This window comes from Selenomonas sp. oral taxon 892 str. F0426 (assembly GCF_000468035.1).
Classification (GTDB): domain Bacteria; phylum Bacillota; class Negativicutes; order Selenomonadales; family Selenomonadaceae; genus Centipeda.
In genome coordinates, this window is sequence record NZ_KI260513.1 from 1 (window position 1) to 12,404 (window position 12,404).

12 protein-coding genes are annotated in these 12,404 nt (G+C 54.7%); 4 read left to right on the forward strand and 8 right to left on the reverse strand.

From position 1 onward, the window contains the following. Window positions 1-39: 39 nt before the first annotated feature. From HMPREF1992_RS00060 to HMPREF1992_RS00080, 5 genes are read right to left on the reverse strand one after another with little or no spacing between them, the layout of a single operon-like run. The gene (locus HMPREF1992_RS00060; protein WP_021683745.1) at window positions 40-1,248 is read right to left on the reverse strand and encodes a type II secretion system F family protein; all 1,209 of its coding nucleotides are present in this window, start codon (window positions 1,246-1,248) and stop codon (window positions 40-42) included. Next, a complete protein-coding gene (locus HMPREF1992_RS00065) occupies window positions 1,245-2,240 on the reverse strand; it encodes a type IV pilus twitching motility protein PilT (RefSeq protein WP_021683746.1) in 996 nt (331 codons plus the stop codon). The genes HMPREF1992_RS00060 and HMPREF1992_RS00065 overlap by 4 nt, the downstream gene beginning before the upstream one ends. After that, complete coding sequence (locus tag HMPREF1992_RS00070; protein WP_021683747.1) at window positions 2,233-3,477, reverse strand: GspE/PulE family protein; 1,245 nt, start codon at window positions 3,475-3,477, stop codon at window positions 2,233-2,235. The genes HMPREF1992_RS00065 and HMPREF1992_RS00070 overlap by 8 nt, the downstream gene beginning before the upstream one ends. 2 nt (window positions 3,478-3,479) lie before the next feature. After that, window positions 3,480-4,265 carry a tRNA pseudouridine(38-40) synthase TruA gene (truA, locus tag HMPREF1992_RS00075; protein WP_021683748.1) on the reverse strand — a complete coding sequence of 262 codons (786 nt, stop codon included), beginning with the start codon at window positions 4,263-4,265 and terminating at the stop codon, window positions 3,480-3,482. 13 nt (window positions 4,266-4,278) lie between these two features. Beyond that, complete coding sequence (locus HMPREF1992_RS00080) at window positions 4,279-5,094, reverse strand: energy-coupling factor transporter transmembrane protein EcfT (RefSeq protein WP_037357703.1); 816 nt, start codon at window positions 5,092-5,094, stop codon at window positions 4,279-4,281. A 174-nt stretch (window positions 5,095-5,268) separates the two neighbouring features. On the opposite strand from HMPREF1992_RS00080, the gene HMPREF1992_RS00085 reads away from it, so the two are divergent. Continuing rightward, window positions 5,269-6,492 (forward strand): EAL and HDOD domain-containing protein, encoded by a 1,224-nt coding sequence (locus HMPREF1992_RS00085; RefSeq protein WP_021683751.1) that lies wholly within the window; start codon window positions 5,269-5,271, stop codon window positions 6,490-6,492. 62 nt (window positions 6,493-6,554) lie between these two features. On the opposite strand, the gene HMPREF1992_RS00090 is transcribed toward HMPREF1992_RS00085, so the two are convergent. Continuing rightward, complete coding sequence (locus tag HMPREF1992_RS00090) at window positions 6,555-7,574, reverse strand: HD-GYP domain-containing protein (RefSeq protein ID WP_021683752.1); 1,020 nt, start codon at window positions 7,572-7,574, stop codon at window positions 6,555-6,557. A gap of 254 nt (window positions 7,575-7,828) precedes the next feature. On the opposite strand from HMPREF1992_RS00090, the gene HMPREF1992_RS00095 reads away from it, so the two are divergent. From HMPREF1992_RS00095 to HMPREF1992_RS00105, 3 genes are all read left to right on the forward strand, one after another. Next, on the forward strand, window positions 7,829-8,635 hold the full coding sequence (locus HMPREF1992_RS00095; RefSeq protein WP_021683753.1) for an amino acid ABC transporter substrate-binding protein: 807 nt from the start codon (window positions 7,829-7,831) through the stop codon (window positions 8,633-8,635). A 62-nt stretch (window positions 8,636-8,697) separates the two neighbouring features. After that, the gene (locus HMPREF1992_RS00100) at window positions 8,698-9,342 is read left to right on the forward strand and encodes an amino acid ABC transporter permease (RefSeq protein ID WP_021683754.1); all 645 of its coding nucleotides are present in this window, start codon (window positions 8,698-8,700) and stop codon (window positions 9,340-9,342) included. Then, window positions 9,323-10,105 carry an amino acid ABC transporter ATP-binding protein gene (locus HMPREF1992_RS00105; RefSeq protein ID WP_021683755.1) on the forward strand — a complete coding sequence of 261 codons (783 nt, stop codon included), beginning with the start codon at window positions 9,323-9,325 and terminating at the stop codon, window positions 10,103-10,105. Before HMPREF1992_RS00100 ends, HMPREF1992_RS00105 begins: the two co-directional genes overlap by 20 nt. Before the next feature lie 89 nt (window positions 10,106-10,194). On the opposite strand, the gene HMPREF1992_RS00110 is transcribed toward HMPREF1992_RS00105, so the two are convergent. Continuing rightward, window positions 10,195-11,553 (reverse strand): MATE family efflux transporter, encoded by a 1,359-nt coding sequence (locus tag HMPREF1992_RS00110; protein WP_021683756.1) that lies wholly within the window; start codon window positions 11,551-11,553, stop codon window positions 10,195-10,197. After that, complete coding sequence (locus HMPREF1992_RS00115; protein ID WP_037357671.1) at window positions 11,550-12,308, reverse strand: YdcF family protein; 759 nt, start codon at window positions 12,306-12,308, stop codon at window positions 11,550-11,552. Before HMPREF1992_RS00115 ends, HMPREF1992_RS00110 begins: the two co-directional genes overlap by 4 nt. Between the last annotated feature and the right edge of the window lie 96 nt (window positions 12,309-12,404).

The following is a 12,404-nucleotide window of genomic DNA, read 5'->3' on the forward strand; positions in this document are numbered from 1 at the left end:
CGAAGCTAGAAAACTTCGTGCAACAGCCCCTTTTTTGCGCTACATCAGCGCATCCATCGTATCAAAGATCGGCAAAAGTACAGAGAGCACAACGAAGAAGATCATCCCCGCAATGATGACGATCATCACAGGCTCTGCCAGCGCCTCGATCCGCGCTGCATATGCCCCTGCCCTGCGTCTGCAGTAATCTGCAGCATGCTGCAAAAGACGCTCCAGATCACCCGCGGCCTCTCCTGCAGAAAGCATACCGCGAATGAGCGGCGGCAGAGATGGTGCATCTGCAATGACCTGCGCAAAGGTACGCCCTTCGACGAGACGCTGTTCCATCCGCGCGAGATGATGTGCAAGTGCACGGTTCTCTGTCACCATGCGCGCCAGCCCCATGGCGCAATCCAGGCGAATGCCGCTGCGCAGCAAGATTGCAAGTGTGCGCAGGATCATCTGCCATGCGGCGAGACGCACAAACATCCCGAGCACCGGAATGCGGAGGAGAACGCCATCGGCAAAGAGACGCAGTGACGGCAGACGAAACAGCAGGAACAGAGCAATACAGCCACCTGTGACAGCTGCGGAGATCAAATACGGCTGCCCTGCTATGAAATCCGAGAGTGTGAGCAGCATCTGCGTCGGTAACGGAAGATCTGTTCCCAGATCACGCAGCAAGGCGGAAAAGATCGGCAGGACGAACACGGTCATGAGAAGCACAGAAAGCAGTGTGGCTATGCACAAAAAGAGTGGATAAGCAAGTGCACCGCGCAGCGATTCACGCAGCATCTGCGCCTCTGTAAAAACGGATGCGGCTTCCTGCAGGATTTCTGCAAGACGTCCGCTCTCTTCTCCCGCACGCACCATCCCGATCAAGGTTTTGGGAAACGAATCTGCCTGCATCTCCATGCCCTGTGACAGAGAAAGTCCACGCAGAACCTCTGCGTGCAGCGACGAGACCATTCGCCCATAGGCGCCTGCTCCCGCCTCGTCAACCAAGCGTGCCAACGCCTCATGGACAGGCAGCCCTGCAGCAAGCAGCGCCGCTAACTCGTGCAGAAACGCAATGCGCTCCTCTGCTGTAATCCCTCCGCGTCCTCCAAGGACAGTCGGCAGGGAAACGCTGCGCCGCTCTTTCAGATGCAGAACAGCCTTTCCTTCTGCCGCGAGAACGCGTACAGCGTCAGGTTCGGATGCAGCAGCAATCGTCCCTCGTACAGAGGTCCCGTCAGCGGCGCGTGCACGATACGAGAATGTCCTCATCCGATCAATCCTCTGACTCGCAGCGCAGTCTCAGCCATCTCCGCCGTCTGCATCCCCTGCGCCGCTCCGCTCATCATAACCGAGGCAAGCTGACCATAGTTTCCCTGCCGCAGTATATTCCGCACCGCAGTCGTTGCCGAAAGCGCTTCGAATATCGCGACACGTCCGCCTCCTTTCCGAGGCAGAAGACGCTGCGCAAAGATGCCTATCAGTACATCTGCAAACTGCGCCCGCACCGTATCCCGCACATCCGGAGGGAACATCCCCTCTACACGCAGTGCCGTCTGTGCTGCCCCCCGTGTATGGAGTGTGCCAAGTACGAGCACTCCAGTTGTTGCAGCCATGAGTGCTGCTTCCATCGTCGCACGGTCGCGAATCTCACCGATAAGCAGGATATCGGGATCCTCACGCAGGGCAGAACGCACCGCATCCGGGAATGCAGAAAAGTCACGTCCCGCCTCACGCTGGCTGAAAAATGCGCGCACTGGCGTAAAGAGATACTCGATGGGATCCTCGAGCGTGATAATGTGTGCGCTCCGCGTTTGATTGATAACTTCGATCAGAGCCGCAAGTGTGGTCGTCTTGCCTGCGCCTGTTGCACCGCAAATGAGAGCAAGACCGTCACACACCGCAGCAATCGCTTGGAGAGCCTCTGGCATACCAAGCTCCTCCGGCGTCGGTATGTGCTGTGGGAGAAGCCGCAATGCAATACCTAGCCCCTCCTGCATGCGGTAAACATTCCCGCGAAAGCGTCGCTCCTGATAGCTCCATGCAAAGTCAACATCGCGTTTACAGAGACTCTCCCAAGCCTCCTTTGAAATTATGCTTTGAACAAGGCTCTCCAGAAAGGAAGGGGTCGGAATCATCCCCTCCGGCACGAGCACCCCCTCCAGCCTCATCTGTACATGCTGATATGGCCCTGCGTGCAAATCAGATGCCTCCAGCGCAATCATGCGCTGGAGAATATCCTCCCATGCCGCTTTCTCATCCATAGAGTGCCCTCCCCACCTCTGCAAGGGTTGTCTCACCTGCAAGAACCTTTGATGCACCGTCCTGCCAGAGTGTCTCAAGCCCATCTTCCTCAGCCGCCTTTTGGAGGGCACGCTTGCTGTCTGCCGCGAGGATCACCGTGCGGATTCGCTCTGATATGGGCAGGATCTCATGGATTGCCATACGACCGCGATACCCTGTTCCGTGACAGCAGTCGCAGCCCCGGCCGCGCACGAGCATCATTCCAGGATGGTAGAGTTCTCCCAGTGCCAGCGCCTCACGTGAGCCGACAGTCACAGCATACTCCTCACGGCAGTTCACACACACCCGCCGCACAAGACGCTGTGCAATTACCCCCGATAAAGTTGCTGCAAGCAAATAAGGCGGAACGCCCATCTCAATCATACGAAGGATTGCTGAAACGGTGTCCTCTGTATGAAGCGTCGAAAAGAGTGCATGCCCCGTAAGAGCGATCCGCACAGCCATCTCCGCTGTCTCGCGGTCGCGAATCTCGCCGAGCAGGATCTTCTGTGCATCCTGACGAAGTGCCGCACGCAAGCCCGCAACAAAGGTCAGACCTGCCTCTGGATTCACCTGAAATTGGCTGATCCCCGCGATTCGACGCTCAACGGGGTCCTCGAGTGTCATGATGTGGCAATCCGGCTCATTCAACGCAGAGAGGGCCGCATAGAGTGTCGTTGTCTTACCCGAGTTCATTGGGCCACAAAGGAGGAGCAAACCCGTGCTTCGATGGATCAGACGCTCAAAGATTTCCCGATTGCGCGGCGTAAGATCCAGCTCATCACAGCTGAGAAAACGCTCCGCCGCATCCATGATGCGCACAACCATGCGTTCCCCGTCGACGACAGGAAGAACGGCTGCGCGCATGTCAATTGATCTGCCCTCATGTACATAGCGGATCTGTCCATCCTGCGGACGGTTGCGCTTTGCCGTGTCGATTCCTGCCATCACCTTGAGGCGAGCAATGATGACTGGTGCAACCTCCTGTGGAAACTGGAGCGGACGCTCACGCAAAAATCCATCTATGCGTATACGGATACGCAGGCCGCTCCCCATTGGCTCGAGATGAATGTCCGTTGCCTCCTCTGCAAGCGCCTCATTGAGGATGGCATTAACGAGACTCACGACATGGCTGCCGCGTGTCCCCTCCTCAGACACACCGCGTCGCAGTTCGCGGGCAGCCTCACCCACAAGTCGCTGTACCGTCTCCCATGGCATACTCAGCCCTCCCTTTCATCCAGCGCGGCGGTCTGCATATAGTCAACCGAGAGGAGGTACAGGCCGCAGGCAGGCGCTGTCGGGCTTGCAAGACGTCGATCACAGGCAGCAAAGATCTCGGCAAAACGATCCAGGGAAATGCGGCCAAGCCCAACATGCACTACTGTACTCATGATATTTCTCACCATATGGTAGAGAAAACCGTTCCCATGAAGATAGCAGGAGAGGCGTCCCTCCTCCTCTGTATCAAGGCGTATCTCGTCCAGTGTGCGTATGGGAGACATCGGCGCGCCTCCCGCTGCGCGAAACGAAGAGAAGTCGTGTGTCCCAATGAGCAGCGACAACGCGGCTCGCATTGCATCCACATCAAGGGGGCGAAAGATCTGCCATGCATAATTTCTCGTAAATGGATCCGGCACCGTACACTGCGCGAGACGGTAGATATAGGCCTTTCCTCTCGCCGAGTGACGCGCACTGAAATCCCATGCCACCTCCCATGCTGCAGTGACGACAATGTCCGGCGGCAGGAGGCCATTCACGGCACGCGGCAGACGTTCGACAGGAATACGTCCGTCCGTGAAGAAGTTTACGACCTGACCGTAGGCATGAACCCCCGTATCTGTACGCCCGGCAGCGGCGAGTTCCACCGCTTCCCCGCAGACCTTTGCCAGTGCGCGTTCGAGCACATTCTGCACGGCAACGACAGGCGGCGTCTGCCGCTGAAATCCATGATAATGCGTGCCGTCATAGGCAACGGTCAATGCCAGATTGCGTGCACGCGCCTTCATCCGCTCGACGCTCTCAGGGCGCAATGGGCAACCCTCCGAGACTCACGGCGCAAATCCCTGCCGCACCGAGCGTGAACACAGCAATCGCGGCGTAGTCGAGCCGCTCCGCACGCAGCTCCTTCATCTGCGTACGTCCCTCCCCGCCGCGATAGCAGCGTGCCTCCATCGCAAGCGCCAGCTCATCTGCGCGGCGAAACGCAGACAGGAAGAGCGGAACGAGGATAGGGACAACGGCACGCAGACGGCGTACAATATTTCCCTGCTCAAAGTCTGCTCCCCGCGCCTTCTGTGCCTTCATAATGCGATCCAATTCCTCAAGCAGCGTCGGCACAAAGCGCAAGGCAATCGTCATCATCATTGCCAGCTCATGCACCGGTACATGAAGACGTCTGAGCGGCGAGAGCAGAGCCTCCAGCCCATCGGTCAGGCTCAGAGGACTCGTCGTGAGCGTCAGGAGAGTGCTGAGCAGGATGAGCAAGACAAGGCGCAGTCCAATGTATGCGCCGCGCGCAATTCCCTCCCATGTCGCTGTGAGGGGGCCAAGATGAAATGCCTCCGCGCCTGGCGTCATAAAGAGATGCACGCAGAATGTAAAAAGTACGATCCAGAGGATCGGTCGAACTGAGCGCAGCTGCATCATAAGCGGTACTCTGGAAAATACCATGAGAAGTCCGACACTGAGTGCCAATGCGGCAAACCCCGCCATATTCTCCACAAAAAAAATCAAGAGCAGAAAGAAAAAGAGCAGAACGATCTTTACGCGCGGATCCATGCGGTGCAGAAACGAGTCTCCAGGAAGATACCGTCCGATCTGAATATCTTGCAACAAACTGATCACATCCATTTCGTTTTTCCCATTATACCATCAAAGCTGGCCTTTTTCATTTCTTTTCAGGCATATTTATGCTATAATGCTGTCATCTGTAAGAAGTTTTCAAAAGAATTTCCATTTCCGGTGAAAAACACCTGTGTAGATTTCATCTAAACCATAGAAAGGTTCCCTATGAAGGAAGCATTTATTGGCCGGCAAGCTATACTGGATCAGCAAAAACAAGTATACGCATATGAGATTCTCTTCCGCAGCGGTCTGCAAAACGCATTTGACCCTACCCTTGACGGTAATGTCGCAACGCAGAGCGTTATGGTCGGGGCTATGCTCGAATTTGGTCTCAAAAAACTGGTATCCGATAAGAAAGCATTCATCAACTTTACCGAGCAAAACCTGCTGAACCGAGCTCCGAAGCTCCTCCCACCGGAAAACGTCGTCGTGGAGATTCTGGAAAATGTACATCCAACTCCAGAGATTCTCGAAGCCGTGCAGGAGCTCAAAGAGGCAGGCTATAAGATCGCCCTCGATGATTTCGTCCTCATGCCAGGTTACGAAAAACTCATCGATATGGCAGACATTATCAAAGTAGACTTCCGCATCACGGCAGATCCCAAGGAGCGCAAAAAGATGCGTGATGTCCTCCCAAAACATATTCATCTCCTTGCGGAAAAAATCGAAACAGAGGAGGAATTCCAGCAAGCCGTTGAGTTTGGCTACGTCCTCTATCAAGGTTATTTCTTCTGTAAGCCGGTCATCCTGCACCAGAAGAAGCTTACGAGCAATACGCTTTCAAAAATGCGCCTCCTCAAGGAAATCAATCGACAGAACGTCGACTTCTCTTCGATCACCGGCGTCATCTCCTCCGATACCAACCTTGTTCACAAGCTTCTCACCTATATCAACTCCGCTGGTATGGGTCTCACCAATCACGTCTCCAACCTGAAACAGGCAACCGTTTTACTGGGCGTCAGTGGTGTACGTCGCTGGGTAACACTTGTCAGCCTCCAGACATTCTCTGAGGATAAACCGCCCGAGATCTTCACACTCTCACTCCTGCGTGCGAAGTTCTGTGAGCTCATCGCCAGCGAGCTCAAGCGCCCCGATGTCACACCGGATACCGGCTTCCTGATTGGAATGTTCTCTCTGCTCGATGTACTGCTCAGCCTCCCAATGGAAGAGGTGCTCAAGGAGGTCGCCCTCGCGTCCGATCTGAACGACGCTCTGCTCGGTAAGGACAACGATCTGCGTCGCATCCTTGACCTCGTCGTCGCTTATGAACAGGGTGACTGGGACAAAGTTCTCGTCTGCTGCGAGCGCGAGCAATATCCCATCGAACAACTGAAACCAAACTACGACGCCGTACTCGAGTGGTACAACCTGCTGCAAAGCGTAAACTAAACAATGAAAAGCCCGTCAGAGCAACTGAACCGCTCTGACGGGCTTTTAAACAGACTCATATGTTATTTGGGATTGTACTCGACAATTGTGATCTTCGTGTTCTCATTGAGATCGATCACCTCGTCATCCGAGATCGTGACAATCGGAAGAGGCACCACACCATGCGGGTATGCCGTAATCGTTCCCTCGCGGTGATTGCTGAGCAGCACACGCGAACCGAGGAATGCATTCTTGATATTCGTCAGCACGGGGATGCAGACTTCTGGGTCGAGCGCAGTATACATCTGACGTGCGATCTCCGACACAGCATCGAACGGCGTGCGGCGCGGATAGCCCTCACGTTCAACCGTGATATTGTCATAGAGATCAGCAACGGCAACGATGCGTGCATAGAGGTGAATGTCATCCCCCTTGATGTTAAATGGAAATCCGCTTCCATCCATCCGCTCATGATGCTGCAGTGCTGTCAGGCGAACGCCCTCTGTCAGCCCCGCAACATTGTTGAGGATCTGTGCGCCATCGACGGTGTGCTGAATATAGCGTTCATAGTCCTCTCCCTCGAGTGTCGCAATATTTTTTTCAAGAAGACGCTGATCAAATTTCGACTTGCCAACATCGTGCAGGAAACCAGCAAGGACTACATCCTTTGCTATCTCGCGATCGAGATGCATCCACTTTGCGATAACCCCCGAGAGAATGGAAACTCGAAGGGAATGGTTATAGATGTCGCTCGCCAGATGGTTGATCTCATTCAAATAGTCAATCGTGCCACTGCGGCGCGAAAGCGGCAAGAGATCTGTCTGCACCATCGTATTCGTCTCAGCAACAGGAACATTTCCCGTCTTCTTTGCCTCTTCGAAGATCGACTTCGCAGTCCCGACCACATTTTCATACTGCTTGATGAAGAGATTGCTGCGCGAAAAGATTGGGGATCGATCCTCCCGCAGCTCCGTCTCATCCTTGATATAGACAACGGGGATCTTCAAGAACTTGAGACGTGTGATATGCGCGTCGGTCAGCTCTGTATTCTCCGATACGACAACAACACGTTTAGCATTGACGATCGTTCGCGCAAGTATCATTCCACCTTCAAGATCGCTCACGGATATTGCACGCAAGATAAGCCCTCCCTCGATTACCCTTGCAGAGGCACACTCAGTCAATGCCTCTTCTATTTATATACGAAACTATTGCACCTATAAATATTTCGACCTTTAGGAAAAAAACCCTGCCTCAATAAAATAAAACTTGACTTTATTTTAATCTATACCGTATAATAACTTTACATCAGTACTTTATCTTGTTAAAGTAAAAGAATATAAGGAGCGATGTAAAGATGAATTTGAAAAAATTACTTACAGGGGCAGCGATCTTTGCACTGTCGGCGACAATTCTTGCTGGATGCGGCGGCGGAGATAAGGCTGCGGCGCCGGATAAAGCAGCGGATAAAGGGAAAATCGTTGTCGGACTCGATGACAACTTCCCCCCCATGGGCTTTAAGAACGAAAAGAATGAGATTGTCGGTTTCGACGTCGATCTTGCAAAGGAGGCGGCAAAACGTCTCGGGCGTGAGGTCGAATTCAAAGCAATCGACTGGTCGAGCAAGGAGGCGGAGCTCAAGAGCGGCCGCGTACAGATCCTATGGAACGGACTCGACATCACGGACAAACGCAAGGAGAATATGCTCTTCTCCAACCCCTATATGGACAACCGTCAGATTATCTTCGTGAAGAAGGGCAATACCGCCGTTACGGACGAAAAGAGCCTGGCAGGCAAAACGATAGGCACCCAAAGTGCAGGCACTGCTGAGGAGTACATCGATGCAACGCCCTTCTACAAGAACGATGTCAAAGAGGTCAAGAAGTACCCCGACTATGTTGCGGCCTTCATGGATCTTGAGAATGGACGTCTCGATGCGGTCATCGGCGATGAGATTGTCGGACGTTACTACATGAGCAAACATCCCGAAGAGCTTGAGGCTCTTGATGTTGTGGTCGGCCCAACGAGCGAGTTTGGAATTGCCTTTGCAAAAGACAATACGACACTGCGCGATGAGGTGCAGAAGGTGCTCGATGAGATGCAGAAGGACGGCACAACGGCAAAGATCTCGAACGACTGGTTTACGAAGGACATTACAAAATAAATTAATGGAAGCAGGCTGCCGTTTTGTGCGGCAGCCTTTTTCTTGTAAGGGCGATAGAACGAATGGATAAAACACTGGATACTGTACTGCTCATGCTCGAGGGTTCGACCGTAACCCTCGAAATTTTCTGCGTCACGCTGGCACTCGCCCTCCCGCTTGGACTTTTTGTCGCACTTGGGAGACTCTCACGATTTTGTCTGCTCAGTCGTCTCCTTGAAATCTACATCTGGATTATGCGCGGCACACCGCTCATGCTGCAGCTCCTCTTTGTCTACTTCGCCCTGCCGATGGTCGGCATCATGCTGCCCGACATCGCAGCGGCACTGCTTGCCTTCGTTCTCAACTATGCCGCCTACTTCGCCGAGATCTTCCGCTCCGGCATACAGGCAGTCCCGCGCGGGCAGTTCGAGGCGGCACGCGTACTCGGCATGAGTGCGCCGCTCACCATGCGGCGCATCGTCCTGCCGCAGGTGCTGCGCATCACACTTCCCCCGGTCAGCAACGAGACGATCAACCTCGTGAAGGATACCTCCCTCGTCTATATCCTTGCCATGAACGACCTCCTGCGCGTCGCACGCACCATCGTCCAGCGTGAGTTCGACATGACTCCCTTCCTCATCGCCGGCATCTTCTACCTCACAATGACCGCCGTACTCACCTATGGATTCAAAAAGCTGGAGGCACACTATGGCAGATACGAAAACTAACGAGATCATGCTCTCCATGCGCGGCATCCATAAATCCTTTGGTGATCTCAAGGTTCTCCGCGGCATCGACCTCAGCCTCGCACGCGGCGAGGTGCTCGCCATCATTGGCTCCTCCGGCTCCGGCAAGTCGACACTCCTGCGCTGCATCAACAAACTCGAGACGATCGACTCCGGCGACATCACAATTCGCGGAGAAAAACTCTGCTGGACGAAGGACGGCGAAAGCACCGCAACGTATGCGGGCACGAGTGACGTACGCCGCATCCTTATGTCAACAGGGATGGTCTTTCAGCAGTTCAATCTCTTCCCCCATATGACTGTCATCGAGAATCTCATTGAGGCTCCCTGCCACGTCAAAAGCCAGTCAAAGGATGAGATTCTCCCATATGCGCGCGAGCTGCTCGCCAAGGTTGGGCTGTCTAATCGAGAAAACTACTATCCTAGTCAGTTATCCGGCGGACAGCAGCAGCGCGTCGCCATCGCACGCGCACTTGCCATGAAGCCCGATATCATGCTTTTCGATGAGCCGACCTCTGCACTCGACCCCGAGCTTACAGGCGAGGTTCTGCGTACTATGCGCGCCCTTGCTGCAGAACGCATGACCATGATCGTCGTCACGCACGAGATGGCATTCGCCCGCGAGGCAGCAACCGATGTCATCTTTATGGATAACGGCGTCATCGTCGAGCAGGGAGAGCCACAGAGCTTCTTCTCCGCGCCGAAGGAGGAACGCACACAAGAGTTTCTTAGGAATATGCTTTAGTATTTCTACTCGGATATCATATTATTTTCATAACAAAACGGCACGCCGTACCTCGATGATTTGAGACAGCGTGCCGTAATTTTTTCCTATTATGCAGATATTTTTGGGGGTACTTTCCGCAGTGTCCGCTCTGTCCAGAAATAAGCGATAACAACAGGAATCGCCGCGCCGATCCATGCAAGGGGATGTGCCATGCATGCGCCGAGAAAACCGAGTGAACTGCAGAGGAAAATGGCTGCAACGGCACGCATGATGAGCTCCATCACACCCGCAATGGTCGGGATGACACTCTGTCCGAGGCCCTGCAGGACATTGCGGTAGACGAGCAGAAGCGCGAGGATGGTGTAGGTCGAACCGGTGACGATGAGATACGTGTGCCCATAGGCGATAACCTCCTCCGCCCCTGCCGCGTCTGCGCCGACAAAAAGCTCCAGGAAGAATGTGCCGAACGCGATCAGGAGGACGCCGATGCCGACGGCAAACGCTATCGACATTTTTAGACACGCATGCACCCCCATGCGGATGCGCTCATACTTCTGTGCGCCGTAGTTCTGCGCCGTGTATGCTGCCATTGCATAGCCGAACGAGAGCATGGGCATGAGCGCGACAGCGTCGATCTTCTGCGTCGCTGCGTATGCCGCAACGGGCAGCGCACCGAGATTGTTCAGCGCGACTTGCACAATGATCGCACCAATGGCAATGACAGAGGACTGGAACGCCATCGGCAGCCCCATGCGCAGATGAGCCATAAGGACGGAGGTATTCGGCTTCCAGTCCGACCAGCGCGTATGCAGCGCTGGTACACGCCGCCGAATATAGATCCAGAAGAGGAGCGCACCGATGCCCTGCGAGAAAACCGTCGCGAGTGCCGCGCCCGGGATGCCCCAGCCGAGCACGAGGATCGCGACTGGCTCGAGTGCGACATTGATCGCAAGCGTAACGGCAAGAAGGATGGTCGGCGTCTTGCTGTCGCCGAGCGCGCGAACCAGACAGTTTTGCAGATAGAGCAGGAGGAAGATCACAAGCCCCGCAAAGATGATCGAGATGAAGTCATACGCTCCGTCAATGATCTCGGGCGGTGTCTCCATCAGAATGAGCAGGGTCCACGTAAGCGGCAGGACAATCGCCGTCAGTGTAAGCGCCACCGCCGCACCGAGCAGAATGCACGCCGCCGCGCTCTGCCGCACGCCGCGCCGATCCCCTGCGCCAAAGCGCTGTCCCGTGTAGATCGTAACGCCCGTACAGAATCCCATGATGAAGCCCAGTGTCAGAAACATGAGGCTGCCCGTGCAGCCGACTGCCGCTAGCGCATTCACCCCGAGGAATCGCCCGACGATAAGCGTATCGACAAAAGCATAAAGCTGCTGCATCATATTGCCCGCAACGAGCGGCAGGGCAAAGAAGAAAATGAGCCGTGCGGGATTGCCCTCCGTCATGTTCTTCGTCATTCGAGGTGCCTCGTCACAAAGATGCGAAGTTTTTCTTGAAGATATACCGTGTTTGTGAGAAGCGCAATTGCATTCGGCGCAAATTTAACGAGATAGAGCTGCGGATTGCCGCTCACCCAAAAGTCTGCAGGATACGGCGTCACAGCAACTCCCTCCTTCTCAAAGTTGAGCACCGAGCGCGGCAGATGGAACGCCGAGGTCACGAGGATGGGGTGCGTAAAACCTTCGCTTCGAAGAATCTCCGCCGAGTAGCGTGCATTCTGCCCCGTCGTAAGACTGCGTGTCTCGACGTAGATCATCTCATCGGGCACGCCGAGCGAGAGGAGAACACGCCGTGCAATCTCTGCCTCCGAGCCCGTATCGCTGAACACCTGCCCGCCTGAGAGGAGAATTGGCAAGTTGTATAGGCGATGGAGGCGCAGCGTCGTGAGCAGGCGCGAGGACGGGCTCTGCGCGAGCATCCCCACTCCGTCCACATCCTGCACATCCGCAATTGCTCCGCCGCCGAGCATGACAATCACATCTCCCTCTGGATGCGCCGGCACTTCATACGTCCGCTCGAGACTGCCCATCAGCCGATCCGAGACAGCACCGATGGAAAGCAAATAAAGCGCAAGCGAAAGAGCGGCGAACAGCCCCGCTGTACGCTGCTGATTCCGTTTTTTCCAAAGGCAGGCGGCAAGCCCGAGTATCGCAAGAATGAAGATCCCCGGCGGCAGAATCCAACTCGCCCCGAATTTCAAAATATAAATCATAAAAAAGGAAAATACGCCTCCATCGCGAATATTTAGAATATAACAAAGCACATTTTCCAGCGCGCTTCGCTTCCCCATTCTATCAGAATCTGTGTA